Source organism: Bacillus sp. LR--39, from assembly GCF_053613335.1.
In genome coordinates this window covers 139,452-160,329 of the sequence record NZ_JBSIOT010000001.1, presented here as the reverse complement: position 1 = coordinate 160,329, position 20,878 = coordinate 139,452, and the positions used below count along the sequence as shown (strand labels likewise).

Genomic DNA, 20,878 nt, shown 5'->3' with positions numbered 1-20,878 from the left:
ATATTTAGAAAACATTTTATTTTTCTTGTATAGAAAATAAAATGACTTTTCTCAAGATTCTATCAAAATTGTAAACCAATCCGGGCTTGATTAACAAGAGGCTAACGACATGAAAATCACCAGCCTCCCGTTTGATCAGGCTCTTTCATCAATCGGAACAAAAGTCTGCTTATCCGGACCCGTGTAGTCAGCGCGCGGGCGGATGAGGCGGTTGTTATCGTACTGTTCAAGAATATGGGCGATCCATCCTGACATTCTGCTGACCGCAAAGATCGGCGTGAACAGATCGTGATCAATGCCGAGACTGTGGTATACAGATGCGGAATAGAAATCAACGTTAGGCGGGAGTTTTTTCTCCGACGTCACGATTTCTTCGACACGGATTGACATCTCGTACCATTTGCTTTCACCCGTCAGATTCGTCAGGCGTTTGCTCATTTCTTTTAAGTGTTTGGCGCGCGGGTCTCCATGCTTATACACACGGTGTCCGAAGCCCATTACTTTTTCCTTTTTCTCCATTTTGCTGCGGATATAAGGCTCGGCGTTTTCCACTTCGCCGATTTCTGTCAGCATTTTCATGACGGCTTCATTGGCTCCGCCGTGAAGCGGTCCTTTTAAAGCGCCGATGGCGGCAGTGATGCCTGAGTAAATATCAGATAAGGTGGCGACACATACTCTCGCCGTAAATGTTGATGCGTTCAGCTCATGATCCGCATGAAGAATGAGCGCTTTGTTAAACGCTTCCACTTCGATCGGAGAAGGCTCTTCACCGTTTAAGGTGTAAAGGAAGTTCTCCGCGATTCCGTACTCTTCCTTCGGTTCAACAGGATCAAGTCCTTTGCGGATTCTTGAGAAAGCGGCGACAATGCCCGGCACTTTCGCCTGCAGACGGATGGCTTTTCTGTAGTTCGCTTCCGGATTCATGACATCGGCTTCACTGTCAGTCAGACCGAGTAATGAAATCGCCGTCCGGAGCGCAGCCATTGGATGTACGTTATTGAGGGGATAAGATTTGAAGTGCTCAATGATTTCTTGTGGAACGGCAGCTTCTTTCGCAAGCTGTTTTTTCAGTTCAGCAAGTTCCGTTTTATTCGGCAGGCGCAGATGCCACAGCAAATAAATGATTTCTTCAAAACTTGCATTCTCTGTCAAGTCGTCAATATCGTACCCTACATATGTAAGGGTATCGTCGATAATAGAGCTTACAGATGATGTTGTTGCTACAACCCCTTCAAGACCGCGTGTTGCTGTCATATTCAACCTCTCCTTTTCAATCAAAATTCCCCTTTAAAGAGTATATAAAACATACGGCTTACTTAAAATGAGTCATGCAAACAATCCCTTTCCCCTTTAAGAAAATGCTTACATTTCACTGATTGCGGTTACATAACCGATATGCTTATAGAGGAATATAACAAATTCTTATAAGCTTATTTAAGTTTAAGCCTATTCTTATTATAAACAATAATCTGATTAATTTGTAGACTTTTAACTAAAAATGTTTTAAAAGCCCTATATATCAAGGTTTTGCGTTGATAAATTTAATCGCTTGCTTTCAGGCGCTTTGTAAAACCATGTATTCTCATGTTTTCAATTGGGGGAGTTTTGGAGGTGACTTTAAAAGGACAGGCGCGACAACTTCACCGCAAATTCCCCCTCCTTCTTTACCGGAGAAGAGGGTTATTTTGTTTACTCGACTGAATCAATGTTCGGATCAGCTTCAGAAATCCCTGTCTTGGTTTTAGTTGGCTCAAATTTTCTATATATCTTTGTTGTTACTTCGTATTTCGCTTTTGTGTATATAACGATCCATTTGTATTTTTCTGCGGACTTCACATAACCTGTTACCATGCTTATAAATGCAGCAGCCGCAGCCCCGCCTAAAAAGAGAAAAAACGAAAATACATGACAAAAAAAGATGCAGCCCTAAAAAGGCCACATCTTTTAAGTCATGTTTGCAGTCGTGCAGCTAGTTGTATTACCTCATTATCAGTTTTGGCTGCATTATGATGAAGATGAGTCGTGTTTCCTACAAAAGCAATTACACCGAACGTAATAGCGAAAGCAGAGACAGAGAAACAAATTGCTTTTGCGGGTGCTAAACTTACGATTTTCGTCAAGTGAATTTATGCTATAAAGAGAAACTAGAAGTCTATTTTTCGCCTTAAAAAGAAGTACAGAAATTATCTTCTGTACTCCTTCAAAATCTAAATAAGAAATCAATCTTGAGATAAATAAATCCAATTTATATCGTCAAATTCTTTGATAACATAATCTGATCCTATACTACGTAAAATTCTATTAAAGAAAATGATGTCATCTTCATCATCGTAATTATATAAATCCTTTTGAACATATTCTTTAATAATAAAATTCGTTAAATTTGTATGATTAACAAATTCAGAAAAGTAAGATCTTATAAAAATTGAATTATCTTCATTTAATTTTTCATCATTAACAATTGAAATCTTAAAAACATTTAAAATCGCATTAATATCTTCTTCGTCCATATAACACAATGGTTCTAATTTTTTGTCTTCTTCTGTAAATGGCTTTCGAGTATCTTCAATTATTACGTAAGATAAAATGTTACCATCTTTCAGCACACGAAAAACTTCTAAATCACGTAATTTTAAAGCTCTATTAAGTGATAGCATTATTTCCCCCTAATCAAATATTAAAACCCAAATACTAACCTTAGATTCTTTAGTAATCTACCTCCTGTTACACCTATTTAAAGCTGCTATTGTTATCACATATGCAGAGTTCAATAATATATCAATCCAACTATATTTAGAAATTTTTTCGTTCTTTATCTAATTTTTCCTATTTCTTTAACGCTGATTTTCATCTTTGTCTTTGACCCATGAATGCCGTCAGCAGTAAGGCCGTACATGGACTGGAATCGTTTGACTGCATTTGCGCTGTTTTCGGGCCGTAAATATCATCATCAAACCGTTCATCAATTGAAACTGACTCATTTACTGATGTAAGTGAATTTAAATAAATTGCAGAAAAACCCTCCTCATCTCGAGAAGGGCTCGATTTCTACTTCTTTTTTCTAAAACAGTCCGAAGAAACAAACTGATGCCGCTCAACTTTAAATCGAAGGGCTTCATCGGGTTCTCCAACTATTTGCCCCTATGCTTTTCTTTTGCTTTTTGTTTTCTGATTAAATATTTTTGTTCCTTTATTTTTTCTCTTTGTTTTCTATTCAGTTGTTTTTTCTTTTCTTTTCTTGCTTCAAGCTCCTGTTTTATCGCTTTTTGTGCCTTAGTTGATATCCCGATATTTTTCATCTCTTTAGAAGCTTGCCGTTGCAATCTTTTTGGGTTTAATTTCTTAGATTTTGCTTTAACACAAACCCCTTCTTGTTCAGTGCGGGAGAGAGTCTGTAAAAGTTGATTATTAACAAAATGCATTATTTCTGAATCCTTTGGCTCTTGTCCAAACAAATGACGAATTGCTCTTAATTTCCCATCATTCACAACTTCAATGACTCCTACCCAAAACTGACCATCATAGTAAACCGTTAATTTCATAACGATTCCCTCCTCCTAAATTTACTGAAGAATGATGGACATCCCGAGGAGGGGAAGGTTACTGACATTTTAAATCATGCATCCGGACTACCAACCGAATTGTGTTTTTTCATTCTCATTATAAATTTAACAAACTTTCAAATTGAAGGAAAGGGTCTCCGCTTATTTTGACAACACTTCAAGTTTTGCTTTGGTATCAGCGCATAAATTCCATCAGCTTTTAATCCATTCATCAATTGGAATTAATGCAATCGCTGTTTTCGCTCCATGTGCGCCGTCAATCCCGAAGTTCTTTGTTACATGGTAAGCCACTTCATTCATCGGAATAATGCAAATGGCATTTGTCTGAACTACAAAATGCGCAAGTGCAAACTCTAATTTTCTCCACAAAAAAAAGCAGCTTTACGCCGCTTTTTTACTTTACGAAGTGAATATTTTAACGATTTGCATGGCCAAGTAGGCGATTCCGGCGCCGATTAACGGGCCGACGGCGACGCCTCCGAAAAGCGCGACGGCAAGTATCGTGCCGATGACCAGCGCCGTTGTAATATGAGGGTCGTTTTCCAATAAGGTGAGACCGTTTTTGGCGATTAAGGCAACCGCGATCCCGGCACCGAGAGCGATCCACGCATAATATGATTTCATCGCTTCTCCGAGCTGTTTAAAACCGATATCACCTGTGGCAATCGGCACTAAAACGGCGATTGTAATGACGGTGACCCCCCAGTTGATGCCTTTTGACTGAATAACCGGAAATAGTTTCTGATCAAGACCGACAGCTTTTATCACAATGAGAAAGCCGACGGCAAAAAGCAATGACTGATTTTTGGCTACCAATGCGATGGCCAGCAATAATAGTAAAAATAAATTCGCTTGTGTAAACATCCTGAAAGCACCTTCTTTCATCATATCTGTATTCATATCCTTTTTTTTGACGAATAAACTAATGTAATAGGACGTGCCGACCGAGAGGAGGATCGATGTGAACCCGCACTATGCAACTGTTTTTTTCCGCGCGCTGTTTGTACTCGCTGCGGCCGGCGGCGCTTTGGCGGCCGGTTACGCCTCATTTCCGTTAACTTATCCGTTTCTGATCGCCCTTATTCTGTCATCAGCGATCATTCCCGTAGTTGACTGGCTGGACAAACTGACGGGGATGCCCCGGTCAGTCAATACAGTCATTGTCCTGGTCTTCTTTTTGCTTATTCTTCTTGGCGCGGCGACATTTCTCGTTGCGGAAATCATTTCGGGAACCGCCTATCTGGCCAAAACGCTCCCTCCTCATATCAGCGCCTTTATGACGTATTGTGAAGAGCTGTTCACTTCCCGCATTCAGCCATTGTACCACGAGCTGACCGTCTTATTTAACGGACTGGAAACCAATCAGCAGGCATCCATCGTGACGCATATTCAGACCCTCGGTGATACAGCCGCTAAAAATGCGGGGCTGATGCTTTCACATCTTTTGGAGCTGGTGCCGAAATGGATTGCCTTCCTTCCCAATACAGCTGCCGTCTTCATTTTCGCAATGCTGGCGACTTTTTTTATGACAAAGGACTGGCATAAGCTGAAAGCGCTGCTTTATTCCATTCTTCCGGAACGGGTTTCGGCAAACGCCAAGGCCGTATCGGGAGAGCTGAAAAAAGCGATGGCAGGTTTCATTAAGGCGCAGGCCGTGCTCATACTTTTCACGATGATCATTGTCTTTATCGGACTTTTTCTTTTAGGGATTGAGCATGCGGCAACCATCGCCTTTTTTATCGGCTTGGTGGACCTTCTCCCGTATCTCGGCGCCGGGTCGGTCTTTGTTCCCTGGATTATGTATTTGGCCATTGCCGGTCAGCTTCCTCAAGCGATCGGTCTCGGTGTTTTATATATTGTGGTTCTCATTCAGCGCCAGCTGACGGAGCCGAAAATTTTAAGCAGGTCAATCGGACTTGATCCGCTTGCGACCTTAATCGCCCTGTTTGCCGGCTTTAAACTGTTCGGAATTTTAGGACTGGCTGCGGGGCCCGCGCTGCTTGTTTTCATTCAGGCCTTTATCACAACGGGCGCTTTAAAAGAAATATGGGCCTATATTACTGTTCAATCTAAATAAAAACAGCAGCCCTGTAAGAAGGCTGCCGTTTTTATTTGATAATGATCCGCTTGTTTTTTGACATTCCTCTCAGCCATTTGAACAAAAGCGGCTTCATGCGGTTCCGAGTGAACGGAATCAGAAGACAGGCCCCTGCAATATCGGACAGAAAACCCGGAAGCATCAAAAGCAGGCCTCCGAAAAAGACGCATATTCCATCAAGAAGCGCTTCCCCCGGCATTTTGCCGTGCTGCAGGTCGCGCATCACCCGATGATACACATCGGTTCCCTGTCTTTTTGCCACCAAGGCCCCTAACACGCCTGTCAAAATGATGAGAAGGAAGGTCGGAAAAATACCGAGCCATTTTCCCGCCAGCAGAAACAAGCCGATTTCAATTGCCGGACACACGATAAACAGTAAGAATAACACTCTCATTTTTCTGCCCTCCTGCCCTTCTAAAAGCGCGTCACCGCCCGCATGGGAATAGGAAAATCAGCCTAAAGACAAAAGAGAAGGGAAAACCCCCCCCTCTCTTTTTTAAAGCTGTTTAAAGAACGCTTGCGCGGCCTTCATACACAGCGCCGCGGGCAGCGTCAACTGTGATAACCTGTCCTTCTGTTAAAACTGAAGTTGCGTTCTCCAGACCGACGATAACCGGAATGCCCAAGCTTAAACCGACAACGGCTGCATGGCTTGTCAAACCGCCTTCTTCAGTGATGAGCGCTGATGCTTTTTCAAGTGAAGCGATCATGTCGCGGTCAGTGCTTGAAGCAACCAATACTGCGCCGTCTGTCATTTTTTGTTCAGCTTCTTTCGCATTTTTTGCAACAACGACCGGCCCGAATGCAGATTTGCGTCCGATGCCTTGTCCTTTTGCGATAATGCTGCCGACAGTGTGGACTTTCATCAGATTCGTCGTGCCTGATTCACCGACAGAACCTGCTGTAATGACAATCAGATCACCGCGTTTCACGATGCCGCTGTCAAGTGATTTTTGAACCGCGTCTTCAAGCATTTCATCGGTTGAAGTCGCGTTTTGGCCGCTTGCCGGGAATACACCGAATACAAGGCCGAGTTTGCGTGATACAGACTCATTGACCGTAACCGCTACAATCGGAGCCTGCGGACGGTATTTGGCGATCATACGCGCCGTATGCCCGCTTTCTGTAGGGGTAACGATAGCTGCCGCACTCAGATTGATCGCCGTGTGCGCAACTGATTGGCCGATCGCATCGGTAATCGTCATGCCGACCTGATCTCTGCGTTTAGACAGAATTTCTTTGTAGTTCAGAGATTCTTCCGTGCGTGTGGCGATGTTAAACATTGTTTGAACCGCTTCAACAGGATATTGTCCCGCAGCCGTCTCACCGGAAAGCATGATAGCGTCTGTGCCGTCGAAAATGGCGTTGGCAACGTCACTTGCTTCAGCGCGTGTCGGGCGAGGGTTGCGCTGCATGCTGTCAAGCATTTGTGTCGCAGTAATAACCGGTTTGCCGAGCGCGTTGCATTTTTTGATCATTTCTTTTTGCACGAGCGGCACTTCTTCGGCCGGAATCTCTACGCCGAGGTCTCCGCGCGCTACCATTAAGCCGTCAGATACTTCCAGGATCGCATCCAGGTTGTCCACGCCTTCCTGGTTCTCGATCTTAGGAATGATTTGAATGTCAGACGCGTTATGCTCTTCAAGCAGTTCGCGGATTTCCAGGACATCCGTAGAACGGCGTACAAATGACGCAGCGATAAAATCAACGCCTTGCTCGATACCGAATACGATGTCTTTGGCGTCTTTTTCAGTAATTCCGGGAAGGTTGACGCTGACGCCGGGAACGTTTACGCCTTTTTTATTTTTCAGCGTGCCGCTGTTTAAGATTTTTGTTTTGATTTCGTGTTTTTCCGGATTTGATTCCAGCACTTCCAATCCGATTAAACCGTCATCCAACAGGATGATAGACCCTGCTGACACGTCGTCTGCCAGGCCTTCATAAGAAACTGAGAATTTTTCAAGCGTTCCCAGCACCTGTTTCGTAGAAACGATAATTTCATTTCCCGCCTGAAGCTCAAGCGCGCCGTTTTCCATATCGTGCGTACGGATTTCCGGACCTTTCGTATCGAGGAGAATCCCCACGTTTTTGCCGAGCTTTTTGCTTGCTTCTCTGATGTTTTTGATTCTTGCGCCGTGCTCTTCGAAATCACCGTGTGAAAAATTCAGACGAGCAACGTTCATACCCGCTTCCATCAATTTTGTCAGCATTTCTACACTTTCACTGGCCGGACCGATTGTACAAACGATTTTTGTTTTTTTCAACTCGTTCACTTCCTTCTGAAATCTTCAGCTTCTTCCGCCTTAAATAGACAGTTCTTTTGAAAGCTGATACATGTTTGGTTCAACAGTATGTTTTGATTCTAAAATTTCTATAATATCATGGTCTACAAGCTTGTTGTTTTGTATACCTACGCAGCGTCCGCCTTTTCCTTTAAGCAGAAGCTCAACCGCGTAAGCGCCGAGGCGGCTTGCAAGAACCCGGTCAGAAGCGCTTGGAGATCCGCCGCGCTGGATGTGCCCTAAAACGGATACCCGTGTTTCAAGGTTCGTTTCTTCTTCGATGCGTTTTCCGAATTCAACTCCGCTGCCTACCCCTTCTGCAACGATGATGATACTGTGTTTTTTGCCGCGGTCGTGCCCTCTCTTCAAACGGCCGATAATTTCCTGCATATCGTAGTCCGCTTCAGGAATTAAAATTGATTCCGCTCCGCCTGCAAGACCTGCCCATAAAGCAATGTCGCCCGCATGGCGCCCCATCACTTCAATAACGTATGTACGCTCATGAGACGTAGCGGTGTCACGGATTTTATCAATCGCATCAATTACGGTGTTTAGCGCCGTATCAAATCCGATCGTAAAATCAGTTCCCGGGATGTCATTATCTATCGTACCCGGTACACCTACACACGGAAACCCGTGTTCCGTTAATTTTTTCGCACCCATGTATGAACCGTCTCCGCCGATGACGACAAGACCTTCAATGCCGAGTTTCTTTAAATTTTCGATTCCTTTTTCACGGCCTTCAACTGTTTTGAATTCAGGACATCTGGCCGTATACAGCTTTGTTCCGCCGCGGTGGATGATGTCACCGACCGAACCAAGCTCCAGTTTCTCTATTTTTCCGCTGATTAATCCTGAATAACCGTTATAAATTCCGTACACTTCGACGTCGTGGTAGATAGCTTTCCGCACAACCGCGCGCACCGCAGCGTTCATACCCGGGGAATCCCCGCCGCTCGTTAAAACTCCTATACGCTTCATTTCCTATTCACCTCAGCAACATATATATGTTAAACATATCATGATCATTGCCCTAAAACAATGAAAAGGGACGCCTGAGCTCCCATGAAACCTTACCTATTATACAATTAAATAAATTGTTTTTAAATAAAATTTAAGGAATATCACAAAAATCACAAAAAATAAACGTGAGCCATAGGCTTCACGTCTATTCAGTTTACCCCGATATATTGATCCTCAACCGAAACTTTCCCGATTGCTTTATATTTTTCATAGCGCTGTGAGATCAATTCTTCGGCGTTCAATTGAAGAAGAGATTTTAACGTTTCTTTAAGAATACCGTCAATATAGCCCGCCTGCTGCTTGATATCATGGTGAGCTCCGCCCTTCACTTCTTTAATCATATCATCAATAATTCCTAATTCTAATAAATCGGGCGCAGTAATCTTCATGGATTCGGCCGCTTTTTTCGCAAGGCTGGAGTCTTTCCACAAAATGGACGCGGCTCCTTCAGGAGAAATAACGGAATACGTCGAGTTCTCAAGCATCAGCATGCGGTTGCCCACACCTAATGCAAGCGCGCCTCCGCTGCCGCCTTCCCCGATGACGATACAAACGACAGGCACAGTCAGGCCGGCCATCTCGAACAGGTTCTTGGCGATGGCTTCACTTTGTCCCCGTTCCTCCGCTGCTTTACCCGGGTACGCTCCCTTCGTGTCGATGAAGCAGATAATCGGGCGGTTGAACTTATCCGCCTGCTTCATGAGACGAAGCGCTTTGCGGTAGCCCTCAGGGTGAGGCATCCCGAAATTGCGGACAAGGTTTTCTTTCGTGTCTTTTCCGCGCTGATGACCGATGACGGTGACCGGCATGCCGTGATATTTGGCGACTCCGCCGACAATCGCCGCATCGTCTCCGTATGTTCTGTCTCCGTGGCACTCAAAAAAGTCGGTAAACAGGTATTGAATGTAATCAAGCGTCGTCGGCCGGTCGGGAAGGCGTGCGATCTGCACTCTGTCCCACGGCTTCAGGTTTTTATAAATCTCATCCTGGAGCTTGCTGAGCCGGTCTTCAAGCCTTGCGATTTCAGCGCTTAAATCCATCTCCGAATCTTGGGTGAATTTTTTCAGTTCGGCGATTTTCGTCTGCAGTTCAATCACTGGTTTTTCAAATTCTAATCTTGCAGCCACTCATGCTCACCTCCTGTTTGGTGCATGTCCAGCAGAAATGCGAGTTTGTCTTTCATGTCGTTTCGGTGAATCACCGCATCAAGCTGGCCGTGCTTTAATAAAAATTCCGCCGTCTGGAAATCTTCCGGCAGTTTTTCCCCAATCGTCTGTTCAATAATACGTCTTCCGGCAAATCCGATCAAGGCGCCCGGTTCAGCGAAATTATAATCACCGAGAGACGCGAAACTGGCCGATACGCCGCCTGTCGTCGGATGGGTCATGACAGAAATAATCAGTCCCTGCTCCTCACTGAACAGTTTTAATGCAGAGCTTGTCTTGGCCATTTGCATAAGGCTTAAGACCCCCTCCTGCATACGTGCGCCGCCGGAAGCGGTAAAGATGATAAATGGGACTTTTTCCTCTTTTGCTTTTTCAATTGCAAGCGTGATTTTTTCGCCGACAACCGAACCCATGCTGCCCATTCGGAATGTTGAATCCATGATCGCGATCACGGCAGGGAATCCGCTGATGGTTCCTTTTCCGGTAACCACCGCTTCATTCAGCGATGTTTTCTCACGGTCTTTTTCGATTTTTTCTAAGTATTCCGGGAAACCGAGCGGGTTTTCAGATATCATTCCCTGGTTGAATTCTTCGAATGAATCTTCATCCAGGAGGCTTTCAATGCGCTGCTTTGCATTCATGGGGAAATGGTGCCCGCAGTTCATGCAGACGCGCAGGTTTTTATCTAACTCTTTTGTGAGCATGATTTTTTTACATTTGGAGCACTTTGTCATAATGCCTTCCGGAACATCATGTTTTGCCTGCTCAGACGGCACGGAAGCATATTTTTTCTTTTTTGTGAATATATCCTTTAACAAATGATTACCTCCCTTTTGTGAAGGGTTCTCTTCACTGCATGTCTTCCGATTAGATAGACTTAATAATAACTTTACCGAAACTATTGTACTTTTTTTGTCAAACGGTGTCATCCTCCATTCGACATTTTTTGCTGCAAAACAGACGGAAACGGACGGATTTCATACCGTAAAAAGCGTTGTTCAGCCTTATCTGTCAGCGTTTTCAAAAGAAATAAGGATTCTGCTGAATTTTTTTTAAGACCTGCCCTTAAAAAAATGCCAGCAGTCCGTATATTGAACAGCAGCGCGTTGTTTTTTTCCAACGCGCTGCCATTTCATTTTTGTGTTATTATTCGCCGATAACCGTGAGCTGTCTTGTTTTTTCAGCCACTTCCTCAGGATCGACCGTAATTCTGGCGACGCCCGTTTCCATCGCTGCTTTCGCAACAGCTTTCGCAACGGCAGGAGCCACACGTTTGTCAAATGGAGCCGGGATGACATAATCAGCGCTTAATTCTTCCTCTGAAACGAGGGAAGCAATCGCTTCAACCGCAGCAATTTTCATTTCTTCGTTGATGTGAGTCGCGCGAACGTCAAGCGCCCCGCGGAAAATTCCAGGGAATGCCAGCACGTTGTTAACCTGGTTCGGGAAATCAGAACGGCCTGTTCCGATTACGCTTGCGCCGGCTGCGCGCGCGTCTTCAGGCATGATTTCCGGATTCGGGTTGGCCATTGCGAAGATAATCGGATCTTTCGCCATGCTTTCCACCATTTCTTTCGTCAGCGCGCCTTCGACTGATACGCCGATAAAGACGTCTGCATCTTTAATGACATCCTGCAGCGAACCGTCGTTGCGGTCTTGGTTTGTAAACTTGGCCACTTCGTTTTTCACTGCGTTCATGCCGGCCGGACGCCCTTCGTAAATCGCCCCTTTAGAGTCGCACATCACGATGTCGCGTACGCCGAAATGGTAAAGAAGCTTGATGATCGCGATGCCTGCCGCTCCCGCTCCGTTTGCCACAACTTTAATGGATGACATGGATTTTCCTGATAATTTCAGCGCATTTACAAGTCCGGCAACGGTTACGATGGCAGTGCCGTGCTGATCATCGTGGAAAACCGGAATGTTTGTTTCTTTTTTCAGGCGCTCTTCGATAATGAAGCAGTTCGGCGCCGCAATATCTTCAAGGTTGACACCGCCGAATGTCGGTGCAAGCAGCTTCACAGTGTCAATGATTTTGTCCACATCGTTTGTGTCAAGCGCGATCGGGAATGCATCCACGCCCGCGAAACTTTTGAACAGCACCGCTTTCCCTTCCATGACCGGAAGTGAAGCTTCAGGCCCGATATTACCGAGACCGAGAACGGCTGATCCGTCTGTTACGACTGCTACCATGTTCCCCTTCATTGTATAATCATATACTTTGTTTTTATCGTCATAAATCTCTTTACAAGGCTCAGCTACTCCGGGAGAATAGGCAAGGCTTAAGTCGTCCGCGTTTCTGACTTCTACCTTTGCTTTTGATTCCAGCTTTCCTTGGTTTACTTTGTGTAAATGTAACGCTTCTTCTCTTAATGACATTCTAAACACTCCTTTTAAGTACTTTGTTACATATTCTGCCGCATAGACTGGTACAATCGCTGGAGGTGAAAAATTTCAGAATCTTTAAATAAGATAGCACAATTGTTTCAATTGTATAACAAAATGATTATTGTTACCACTATTTTAACACGACGTTTTCGCGGCCCAGCAGCTCTTTTAAGCGGTATAACGCCTGATGGTCCGCCTGAATATGAAAAGTATCCGGCAGCCTGATCGTCTGCTTGTCTTTTTCATAATAAAGATAAACGCCGGTTTCCCCTTTATGCTCCAGTAAAATACGCTTCATCTTTTCCAAAAACTCCTGATTGTGCCGGCTGCCTTCGATTTTGATGTAAACAGACGGCGCTCTGTCTGCCTCCGTCTGCTCAAGAAGAGAGGCGGATGACATGATGAATTGTGTCTTCTCCTGACGCTCTTCCATTTTTCCGGCGGCGAATAAAAGCGCGCCTTCTTTTAACAGCGGAGACAGCCTTCTATATTGGTCAGGAAACACGACGGCTTCCATTTCTCCCGTTTCATCGCTTAATGTGAGAAACGCCATATGCTGACCTGTCTTTGTCCGAATCGTTTTGATGCCCGCGAGCAAAGCGCCGATTGACAGCTGTCCCTTCGGCATCTGCCGCGCTGCTGTGATCGCTTGCGCCCCCCTTTTTTTCAGGAGATCCCTGAAAGCAGATAAAGGATGGCTTGAGAAATAAACACCGAGAGCTTCTTTTTCGAACCGAAGCTTGTCCACGAGCGGAAATTCCTCAGCCTCTACATATTTTGGCTTAATGGAGAACGATTCTTCCAAAAACAATCCCATTTGGTCATCGTCTGCACGAAAAAGTTCAGCGTGCTCTAAAGCCACATCAACGGAGGCCAGCAAGGCGGCGCGATTTTGATTGAATTCGTCCATGGCGCCAGAAAATATAAGGGCTTCGATGGTTTTCCGATTCACGCTTTTTGCGGGTACGCGAAAGCAGAAATCGAAAAGATCCTCGAACGGTTTATGTGTTCTTGCTTTATAAATATCTTTCACTGCCGAGACGCCTACGTTTTTAACGGCCCGCAAACTGTATCTGACGGCTCCGTTTTCCGGCGCAAACGGAAAACCGCTTTTGTTTATTGACGGCGGAAGGACTTGAATCCCGCTCCCCTTCGCTTCATGCAGATATTGCGATATTTTGTCCTCATTGCCGATGACGCTCGTCAACAGCCCGCACATAAAATATAACGGATAATGCGCTTTTAAATAGGCGAGCTGATAGCCGATCATGCTGTATGCGACAGCATGGCTTCTGTTGAATCCGTAGTTAGCGAATTTTACAATCAGATCGTAGACCTCGTTTGCAGTGACTACAGAATACTCCTTTTTTATGCACCCTTCAACAAAATGGCTTCGCTCTCTGTCCAGAATGTCCTTTTGCTTTTTGCTGACAGCCCGTCTGAGCAGATCCGCTTCACCTAATGAAAACCCTGCCATGCGCGAGGCGATCATCATTATCTGTTCTTGATAGACGATGACGCCGTAAGTGTCACTGAGAATATTTCTTACATCCTCGTGCGGCACTTCCACACGCGCCCGCCCGTGTTTCCGGTCGATAAATAACGGAATATTTTCCATCGGTCCCGGCCTGTAAAGCGCGTTAACCGCGACAATGTCTTCCAGTCTTGACGGCTTCAGGCGCTTCAATACGTTTCTCATTCCTGATGATTCCAGCTGGAAAATACCCGTCGTATCACCGTTTGACAATAGTGAGAACGTTTTTTCATCCTGATAAGAAATCTCGGAAAAATCAATTTTCGTATTCGTCTCTTTTTCAATCATCGTTTTAATGGATTCAATAAGCGTCAAGTTGCGCAAACCTAAAAAGTCCATTTTTAAAAGACCGAGATCTTCCAAGTGATCCATCGCATACTGCGTTAAATACACGCCGTCATGCCCTTCTTGAAGAGGGACAACTTCCGAAAGCGGCTCTTTACTGAGAACGACCCCGGCCGCGTGTGTTGACGTGTGCCGCGGAAGACCTTCAATTTTCCTTGCGATCTGAAACACTTTATGAAGAACGGCGGATTCGGACAGCCGCCTGTTCAGCTGAGCGGACTGCCGCCTCGCCTCCTCAAGCGTCATTCCCGGTTTTGACGGAATCAGGCGGGCAAGCTGGTCGGCTTCTTTCGGGCTGATTCCGAACACTCTCCCGGTATCCCTTAACGCCGCCTTTGCGGCCAATGTCCCGAAGGTGATAATCTGGGCGACGTGCATGGCCCCGTACTTATTTTGTACATACTGAATGACCTCATCCCTTCTCGTATCAGGGAAATCGATATCAATATCCGGCATGCTGATCCGCTCGGGATTAAGAAACCTCTCAAACAGCAGAGAATGTTTAAGCGGATCCACGTCGGTAATGAAAAGGGAGTAAGCGACAAGCGAGCCTGCCGCGGACCCCCTTCCCGGGCCTGTCACAATGCCCTTTTCATGCGCGTACTTCATAAAGTCCCATACGATGAGAAAATAATCACTGAATTTCATGCGCCTGATGATGTCCAGCTCATATTCAAGCCGGCGGACAGCGCGCTCATCAGGAGTGCCGAAACGGAGGCGCAGCCCCTCATGACAGATCTCCGCCAAATAGTCATCGGCTGATTTGCCGTCCGGTGCCGGAAAAGACGGAAGCTGTGTCTGTCCGAGGCTGACATCGACCCGGCATTGCCGGGCGATACGCGCGGCTGCTTCAATCGCTTCCGGATGCCGCGTGTAAAGCTCTGCCATTTCTTCAGGCGTCCTCAAGTATAAGTCCGGCAGATCCCCGCTCTGATCCTCCCACTTCTCTCCGGCTTTAATAGCGCACAGACAGCGGTACGCATCTTGATCTTCTTTCTTGATATAACGGACATCCCCCGCAGCGCAGACAGCGATTTCCGTTTCGGCTGACAGACGGAGAATCTCTTCTGATAACGTCTCATGTCCTTTAAACGGCTGGTATCCTAAATAAAAACGGCCGTCTCCGAACAGCTCCCGGAATCCTTCGGCAGCCCGGACCGCTTCTTCAAACTTCCCGGTTTGAAGCAGGCTTTCAATGTAGCCGTTTTCACCGGGCGTAATGGCGATCAGCCCCTCACGATAGCTCTTCATCCATTTTCGCTTCATGCCGCCCTTTGCCATGGATTGCAGCGCACTTGAGATTTTCACCAGGTTCTGATAGCCGGTGTTTGTCTCTGCTAAAAGAATGAGCGGGTGTGCTTCAAGCTCCGTATCGTCCGTGTATATAGAAGCCGTCAGACCGATAATCGGCTTAATTCCGTTTGATTTGCATGCTTTATAAAACTCAATGGCGCCGTACATCACATTTTCGTCCGTCAGCGCCAATGATGAATATCCGAGTTCCTTCGCTTGAGTAACAAGCTCTTTTACAGAAGCGGCGCTGTTTAACAGGCTGTAGCCGCTATGTACTTGCAGGTGAACAAAAGACAATGCCGCCACTCCTTTCCCATACGTTCATTTTGCCTTTCTACATTATAAGACGGGTTTTCTTAAGAAACAAATGTTCTTTTTTTGACTCATCATCATACTTGTCCGTTTCGCTCAATATGATAGAAAAGTGAGGTGGTGTATATATGGATCAGGAAGCCGGATTTATGGCGAATTTCATCAGCAGTTATTTTATCGCCCTCGGTGTGTTGCTCGGCGGCGCGCTGATCGGCGGACTCGGAGCTTATTTATCAGGTGAGCCTCCGCTGACAGCGATCACAAAATTGGCGAACAGGCTGAAGATCTGGGCGCTTGTCGCGGCCATCGGGGGAACATTTGACGCGGTATACAGTTTCGAGCGGGGGCTGTTTGAAGGCAACACGCGCGACATCTTCAAACAGCTTCTTTTAATTATTTCAGCAATGGGCGGCGCGCAGACCGGCTGGCTGATTATTTCATGGCTGACCCAGGAGAATATGTCATCATGAGAATTCCCGAGTATTATAAAAAACCGGGATGGCAGCGTTTTTTTGCGGGAATGATGTGCGGAGCCATCGTCAGCTGGCTGTTCTTTCTGTTTACATACGGAACGTTTCAGGAAGAACAGGTGACGTTAATTGAAAAGCAGCGTGAGCACGCGCGGGATTTAAAAAACCAAATCTCGATCTATCAGAAGGATCTTCATAAATTAAATGAGGATAATAAGCAAAGACTTCTCATCCAAAGTGTTGATGTGAAGCTGATCAATGGGGAAAAATACAGAATCGCTCAGCCTGACAAGATGAAATTTGAGGAACAAGTGAAAGATAATATTTCTGAAGTCATCACAAAGGATATTGAAAGTGTGTATAAAACAAAGGAACTTTTAAAACGGACGATCGAAAACAAGATATACACCATAAATGAGAAGGAATTTAAGGCTGAAGTAAAGGAACTGACGATTTATACGAGATTGTCTGTCGAAATTCATATTTCTTTTGCGACGTAATTATGTCATTTTTAAAAAATTTCCATAGACCTGTCGCTTTTTTCTCCGCTTTTTTATAAACTGTAGATGAGACATTTTCAAGATTCTGAAGGGAGGAAGGGAAAATGGAGGTTTTTAGTGAACGCCGCTTGGCAAAAGATCATGCAGCCCGAATCAGACAAGGCTATTCCGCATATGCAGAAACAGACACACTCGCTTCCCTCATAAAAAAAGAACTCCAAATCTGTAATCTCCGCGTCTACGAAGACCTGACTGATTTCGGCTGCTGGTTCATCCCCGTGACAGATGAACACTAAGAAAGAGGGTCTCCCCTCTACTTGTGTTCGTTACATACCTCTTCCAGATCAGCAAGAATCTGATCGGTTTCATCCCAGCTGAAGATGGATGCGCCGGCCGCAAGCGGATGTCCGCCGCCATTGTATTTCCGGGCAATTCCGTTGATGACCGGACCTTTTGAACGGAACCGGACTCTGATTTGATCGTCTTCTTCTACGAAAAACACCCAAGCGCGGATACCCGAAATATTTCCGAGTGTTCCGACAAGCTGCGACGCTTCAGAAGCGGTGGTTCCATATGTCTCCAAAATGTCTTTTTTAATGAAAACGGAAGCGACGCCGTTTTCAGACAGTGACACATTTTGATAAATAAAGCCGTTAAGCTTCACCACATTTAATTTTGTTTCATACAATTGATTGAACAGCTCTGACGATGAAAATGGGAACTCAATGAGCTCTCCCGCGTATTTTAATGTCTTTTTTGTGGTGTTCGGGAATAAGAAACGCCCCGTATCACCGACGATACCCGCGTAGATCAGCTCAGCTGCTTTCGTATTCAGTTTCCAGCCGTGCTGCTTTCCTTCCAGGTACAGTTCATAGATCATTTCGCTTACGGAGCTTGCATTCGTATCGACCCATAACAGATCGCCATACGGATCTTCATTTGGATGGTGGTCTATTTTCATGAGCTTTGCGCCGGAATGGTAGCGCTGATCGTCGACCCTGCCTTGGTTTGCGGTGTCGCACACGATGACAAGAGCATCTTTATAGGTTTCGTCATCCACCTCATCGAGGGAATATAAAAAAGACAAGGACGGCTCAGGCTGTCCGACGGCAAAAATATTTTTTTCGGGATACGTTTCCCGCAGGATTTCCGTAAGGCCGCACTGTGAACCGTAGGCATCCGGGTCAGGCCTCACATGTCTATGTAAGATAATGGTGTCATATAATGATATGGTTCTGATCAGTTCGGATTTCATCGTTTTCTCCTTTTTGTTTTTATTCATTTAATCATACTCTTTATCCATGGAAAAGGAAAATCTTTCAGCAACGGTATAAACGGTTTTGCAAACTCATATAATGGAGGATTTCATTTATGCTGGTTTTTGTTTTTCTCATCGGGCTTTCTGCCTGCTTTTACGTGTATTACAAAGTAAAAGGAATCCAGACGAAACGGGCGCTGGAGAAGGAATGTTTTTCGGCTAAATCAAGTATGGCATTAGGCGCGCTGGTGCTTTTGTACGGAGTAAACCAAATGATTCTGTTTCACTCTGTCCTGACCCTGGTCATCGGCGGCGTCTTCATTTTAATCGGAGCAGGCAGCGCATGGGCCGGGTATAAAGCCTATAAGCACTATGAGCCCATCCATGCAAAGGAAGCGGAGAGAGACCACGCATAATGAATGCCAAGGGACCCGGGTGCGTCCCTTAACTTCTCTCCATCAGCTGCACCATGAGCATCGCTTTTGAAACGATGCCGCTTTGGCTTGACACTTCCACTTCCATTTTCCCGAATTTCCGGCCCGCCTCTAAAATGCGCGGTTTCACTTCAATGACCGACTCCATCTGTACGGGCTTCAGGAAGAAAATCGTAATGCTTTCAATGACCAGCTCGCCGCGTTTGCGGGAGCGTAAAAATCGGCTGGCGGCCTGGGTTAAAATCGTCGTAAACACCCCGTAAGAAATCGTGCCGAGCTGATTGGTCATTTGCGGCGTGACTTCATATTGATAAACGGCCGGCGTTTTGTCATCTTCCTCTTCTTTAAATCCCCTTGAAACAATATCATCCAGCTTTTCCCCGACCTGAGGCTGCTTTTGAACCATTTGAAGCGCTTTTAAGACATCCTGGCGGCTGATCATTCCGATCATTTTGTGATGCCCGTCTGTCACCGGAAGCACTTCAATTCCTTCCCAAACCATCATTTGAGCCGCTGAGGCGACAGATGTTTTCCCGATCACCGTGACAGGGTTTTTGGTCATTACTTTTTCAATCGGAACTGACCGGTCATGCCCCGCGATATCTTTCGATGTGAGGATTCCGTGGATTTTCATCTGCTGATCGATAACCGGGAAGCGGCCGTGTCCGGTTTCATAGTTTTTTTCGTACCATTTCTCCAGCTTATCCTTAGGGGACAGCGTCACTGTCCGATCTGCGGGCGTCAAAATGTCTTCCACGAGCACAATCTCTTTTTTTATGAGCTGATCATAGATCGCCCGGTTGATCATCGCGGCTACCGTAAAGGTATCGTAGCTCGTGGAGAGAATCGGAAGCTCAAGCATATCGGCCAGCTCGATAATGCTGTCGTCGGTATTAAACCCTCCTGTTACCAAAACAGCCGCGCCCGCTTCAAGCGCCTGGCGGTGGGCGTTGATTCGGTTCCCGACGATTAACAGGTTCCCCGCCGCCGTATAACGCATCATCGCGTCAAGCTCCATCGCGCCGATCACAAACTTATTCAACGTTTTATGCAGACCGGCTTTTCCGCCGAGCACCTGGCCGTCTATCACATTGACGACCTCGGCGTATGTCAGCTTTTCAATATTTTCTTTTTTCTTCTGTTCAATCCGGATGGTCCCCACACGTTCAATAGTGGAAACGAATCCTTTGTTTTCGGCTTCCTTAATGGCTCTGTAAGCCGTTCCTTCACTGACTTTCATTTCTTTCGCAATTCTTCTGACCGAAATTTTTTCACCGACAGGAAGCGAATCTATGTATGATAGGATTTGTTCATGCTTTGTTGCCAAGCGTTTCACCTCTAAGGACAGTCTTCTGCTTTTATTATAAGGGTACGGGGGATTCATTCGCAATGAGACGCCCGAAAAAAGGCGGCATCACAAAAAGACCTTCTGAATGCTTGATTCAGAAGGTCTTTGACACATATGTCAGGCAAGCTCAATGGTCTCGCCGGCCGCCATGACTTTGCCGACGCCTCCGGGCAGACTTTCGGCGAAAGCGTCAGGGTCCTGTTCAATGACGGGAAATGTATTGTAATGAACGGGAACGACCTGTTTCGCTCTCAGCCACTCAGCCGCGAGTTTCGCATCTTCAGGGCCCATGGTGAAGTTATCACCGATCGGCAGAAACGCCAGGTCAATGTGGTTCAGTTCCCCGATCAGTTTCATATCTGAGAACAACGCCGTGTCCCCGGCGTGGAAAATCGTCTTGCCGTCAATCGTCAATAAAATCCCGGCCGGCATCCCCGTGTACGTAATAGTTTTGTTTTCTTCATCAGTGACCGCCGATCCGTGGAATGCCTGTGTCAGTTTCACTTTGCCGAAATCAAATTGGCGCGCCCCGCCGATATGCATCGGGTGGACCTTTAAACCTTTAAAGCCGAGATAAACGGCCAGCTCATTCGGCGCAATGACGAGCGCATCGTTTTGTTTGGCGATCTGCTCTGTATCTCCGACATGGTCATTGTGTCCGTGAGTAAGCAGGATGACATCCGCTTTCACTTCTTCCGGTTTCAAATTTGTCAGACTGTTTCCGGTCAGAAACGGATCAAAAATAATGTTATGGGTTTTCGTTTCCACTTGAATGACAGAATGTCCGTGATAAGTCACTTTCATTGTTTTCACCTCATAAAAAATTAATATTTATCAAGTTCCCTTTTTGACAAACGAAAAAAC

20 protein-coding genes and 1 pseudogene are annotated in these 20,878 nt (G+C 45.8%); 5 read left to right on the top strand and 16 right to left on the bottom strand.

Annotated features, from left to right (window positions below):
• Nucleotides 1-135: 135 nt before the first annotated feature.
• The 6 genes and pseudogenes from citZ to ACWHAR_RS00925 form a co-directional block, all read right to left on the bottom strand.
• Nucleotides 136-1,254: a citrate synthase gene (gene citZ, locus ACWHAR_RS00950; protein WP_003152453.1), complete on the bottom strand. Its 1,119-nt coding sequence runs from the start codon at nucleotides 1,252-1,254 to the stop codon at nucleotides 136-138.
• Between the two features lie 965 nt (nucleotides 1,255-2,219).
• Entirely contained in the window at nucleotides 2,220-2,657 is a 438-nt protein-coding gene (locus tag ACWHAR_RS00945; protein WP_014418618.1) for a hypothetical protein, read from the bottom strand.
• A 155-nt stretch (nucleotides 2,658-2,812) separates the two neighbouring features.
• Nucleotides 2,813-2,949, bottom strand: a pseudogene (locus tag ACWHAR_RS00940) (peptidoglycan-binding domain-containing protein); the annotation flags it as partial.
• A gap of 182 nt (nucleotides 2,950-3,131) precedes the next feature.
• The gene (locus ACWHAR_RS00935; protein ID WP_032873696.1) at nucleotides 3,132-3,542 is read right to left on the bottom strand and encodes a YjdF family protein; all 411 of its coding nucleotides are present in this window, start codon (nucleotides 3,540-3,542) and stop codon (nucleotides 3,132-3,134) included.
• A 213-nt stretch (nucleotides 3,543-3,755) separates the two neighbouring features.
• Entirely contained in the window at nucleotides 3,756-3,932 is a 177-nt protein-coding gene (locus ACWHAR_RS00930; RefSeq protein ID WP_162859396.1) for a hypothetical protein, read from the bottom strand.
• A gap of 30 nt (nucleotides 3,933-3,962) precedes the next feature.
• Complete coding sequence (locus ACWHAR_RS00925; protein ID WP_003152447.1) at nucleotides 3,963-4,427, bottom strand: DUF441 domain-containing protein; 465 nt, start codon at nucleotides 4,425-4,427, stop codon at nucleotides 3,963-3,965.
• Between the two features lie 97 nt (nucleotides 4,428-4,524).
• Between ACWHAR_RS00925 and ytvI the strand changes: the two genes are divergently transcribed.
• Nucleotides 4,525-5,640 carry a sporulation integral membrane protein YtvI gene (gene ytvI / locus ACWHAR_RS00920; protein ID WP_032873694.1) on the top strand — a complete coding sequence of 372 codons (1,116 nt, stop codon included), beginning with the start codon at nucleotides 4,525-4,527 and terminating at the stop codon, nucleotides 5,638-5,640.
• A 31-nt stretch (nucleotides 5,641-5,671) separates the two neighbouring features.
• On the opposite strand, the gene ACWHAR_RS00915 is transcribed toward ytvI, so the two are convergent.
• The 7 genes from ACWHAR_RS00915 to dnaE form a co-directional block, all read right to left on the bottom strand.
• Nucleotides 5,672-6,055, bottom strand: coding sequence for an FxsA family protein (locus ACWHAR_RS00915; RefSeq protein WP_012118168.1), 384 nt, complete (start codon nucleotides 6,053-6,055; stop codon nucleotides 5,672-5,674).
• Nucleotides 6,056-6,167: 112 nt separating this feature from the next.
• The gene (gene pyk / locus ACWHAR_RS00910; RefSeq protein ID WP_007613076.1) at nucleotides 6,168-7,925 is read right to left on the bottom strand and encodes a pyruvate kinase; all 1,758 of its coding nucleotides are present in this window, start codon (nucleotides 7,923-7,925) and stop codon (nucleotides 6,168-6,170) included.
• 39 nt (nucleotides 7,926-7,964) lie between these two features.
• Nucleotides 7,965-8,924 carry a 6-phosphofructokinase gene (gene pfkA / locus ACWHAR_RS00905; RefSeq protein WP_007408068.1) on the bottom strand — a complete coding sequence of 320 codons (960 nt, stop codon included), beginning with the start codon at nucleotides 8,922-8,924 and terminating at the stop codon, nucleotides 7,965-7,967.
• 191 nt (nucleotides 8,925-9,115) lie between these two features.
• On the bottom strand, nucleotides 9,116-10,093 hold the full coding sequence (accA, locus tag ACWHAR_RS00900) for an acetyl-CoA carboxylase carboxyl transferase subunit alpha (RefSeq protein ID WP_025285100.1): 978 nt from the start codon (nucleotides 10,091-10,093) through the stop codon (nucleotides 9,116-9,118).
• A complete protein-coding gene (accD, locus tag ACWHAR_RS00895; RefSeq protein WP_007613077.1) occupies nucleotides 10,078-10,950 on the bottom strand; it encodes an acetyl-CoA carboxylase, carboxyltransferase subunit beta in 873 nt (290 codons plus the stop codon). The genes accA and accD overlap by 16 nt, the downstream gene beginning before the upstream one ends.
• A 328-nt stretch (nucleotides 10,951-11,278) precedes the next feature.
• Nucleotides 11,279-12,511, bottom strand: coding sequence for an NAD(P)-dependent malic enzyme (locus tag ACWHAR_RS00890; protein ID WP_007613079.1), 1,233 nt, complete (start codon nucleotides 12,509-12,511; stop codon nucleotides 11,279-11,281).
• A gap of 139 nt (nucleotides 12,512-12,650) precedes the next feature.
• A complete protein-coding gene (dnaE, locus tag ACWHAR_RS00885; protein ID WP_032873689.1) occupies nucleotides 12,651-15,989 on the bottom strand; it encodes a DNA polymerase III subunit alpha in 3,339 nt (1,112 codons plus the stop codon).
• Between the two features lie 143 nt (nucleotides 15,990-16,132).
• Between dnaE and ACWHAR_RS00880 the strand changes: the two genes are divergently transcribed.
• The 3 genes from ACWHAR_RS00880 to ACWHAR_RS00870 all read left to right on the top strand — a co-directional run bounded on the left by ACWHAR_RS00880 (nucleotide 16,133) and on the right by ACWHAR_RS00870 (nucleotide 17,270).
• Nucleotides 16,133-16,474 (top strand): YtrH family sporulation protein, encoded by a 342-nt coding sequence (locus tag ACWHAR_RS00880; RefSeq protein ID WP_003152438.1) that lies wholly within the window; start codon nucleotides 16,133-16,135, stop codon nucleotides 16,472-16,474.
• Nucleotides 16,471-16,974, top strand: coding sequence for a sporulation membrane protein YtrI (gene ytrI / locus ACWHAR_RS00875; RefSeq protein WP_007408062.1), 504 nt, complete (start codon nucleotides 16,471-16,473; stop codon nucleotides 16,972-16,974). Before ACWHAR_RS00880 ends, ytrI begins: the two co-directional genes overlap by 4 nt.
• Before the next feature lie 104 nt (nucleotides 16,975-17,078).
• A complete protein-coding gene (locus tag ACWHAR_RS00870; RefSeq protein ID WP_007408061.1) occupies nucleotides 17,079-17,270 on the top strand; it encodes a hypothetical protein in 192 nt (63 codons plus the stop codon).
• A gap of 17 nt (nucleotides 17,271-17,287) precedes the next feature.
• Here ACWHAR_RS00870 and ACWHAR_RS00865 read toward each other — a convergent pair whose 3' ends face one another.
• A complete protein-coding gene (locus ACWHAR_RS00865; protein WP_003152435.1) occupies nucleotides 17,288-18,229 on the bottom strand; it encodes a DHH family phosphoesterase in 942 nt (313 codons plus the stop codon).
• Between the two features lie 116 nt (nucleotides 18,230-18,345).
• On the opposite strand from ACWHAR_RS00865, the gene ACWHAR_RS00860 reads away from it, so the two are divergent.
• A complete protein-coding gene (locus tag ACWHAR_RS00860) occupies nucleotides 18,346-18,648 on the top strand; it encodes a YtpI family protein (protein ID WP_003152434.1) in 303 nt (100 codons plus the stop codon).
• A 28-nt stretch (nucleotides 18,649-18,676) separates the two neighbouring features.
• On the opposite strand, the gene ACWHAR_RS00855 is transcribed toward ACWHAR_RS00860, so the two are convergent.
• Nucleotides 18,677-19,993 carry a CBS domain-containing protein gene (locus tag ACWHAR_RS00855; RefSeq protein WP_032873686.1) on the bottom strand — a complete coding sequence of 439 codons (1,317 nt, stop codon included), beginning with the start codon at nucleotides 19,991-19,993 and terminating at the stop codon, nucleotides 18,677-18,679.
• A gap of 138 nt (nucleotides 19,994-20,131) precedes the next feature.
• Complete coding sequence (locus ACWHAR_RS00850) at nucleotides 20,132-20,818, bottom strand: metal-dependent hydrolase (RefSeq protein ID WP_007613083.1); 687 nt, start codon at nucleotides 20,816-20,818, stop codon at nucleotides 20,132-20,134.
• Between the last annotated feature and the right edge of the window lie 60 nt (nucleotides 20,819-20,878).

Coding starts and splice junctions, on each gene's coding strand:
- ACWHAR_RS00925 (WP_003152447.1), bottom strand. CDS start 4,427: ATGTTTACACAAGCGAATTTATTTTTACTATTATTGCTGGCCATCGCA.
- ACWHAR_RS00860 (WP_003152434.1), top strand. CDS start 18,346: ATGCTGGTTTTTGTTTTTCTCATCGGGCTTTCTGCCTGCTTTTACGTG.
- ACWHAR_RS00935 (WP_032873696.1), bottom strand. CDS start 3,542: ATGAAATTAACGGTTTACTATGATGGTCAGTTTTGGGTAGGAGTCATT.
- citZ (WP_003152453.1), bottom strand. CDS start 1,254: ATGACAGCAACACGCGGTCTTGAAGGGGTTGTAGCAACAACATCATCT.
- ACWHAR_RS00850 (WP_007613083.1), bottom strand. CDS start 20,818: ATGAAAGTGACTTATCACGGACATTCTGTCATTCAAGTGGAAACGAAA.
- ACWHAR_RS00945 (WP_014418618.1), bottom strand. CDS start 2,657: ATGCTATCACTTAATAGAGCTTTAAAATTACGTGATTTAGAAGTTTTT.
- pfkA (WP_007408068.1), bottom strand. CDS start 8,924: ATGAAGCGTATAGGAGTTTTAACGAGCGGCGGGGATTCCCCGGGTATG.
- ACWHAR_RS00865 (WP_003152435.1), bottom strand. CDS start 18,229: ATGAAATCCGAACTGATCAGAACCATATCATTATATGACACCATTATC.
- ACWHAR_RS00890 (WP_007613079.1), bottom strand. CDS start 12,511: ATGTCATTAAGAGAAGAAGCGTTACATTTACACAAAGTAAACCAAGGA.
- ACWHAR_RS00880 (WP_003152438.1), top strand. CDS start 16,133: ATGGATCAGGAAGCCGGATTTATGGCGAATTTCATCAGCAGTTATTTT.
- ACWHAR_RS00870 (WP_007408061.1), top strand. CDS start 17,079: ATGGAGGTTTTTAGTGAACGCCGCTTGGCAAAAGATCATGCAGCCCGA.
- ACWHAR_RS00915 (WP_012118168.1), bottom strand. CDS start 6,055: ATGAGAGTGTTATTCTTACTGTTTATCGTGTGTCCGGCAATTGAAATC.
- ytrI (WP_007408062.1), top strand. CDS start 16,471: ATGAGAATTCCCGAGTATTATAAAAAACCGGGATGGCAGCGTTTTTTT.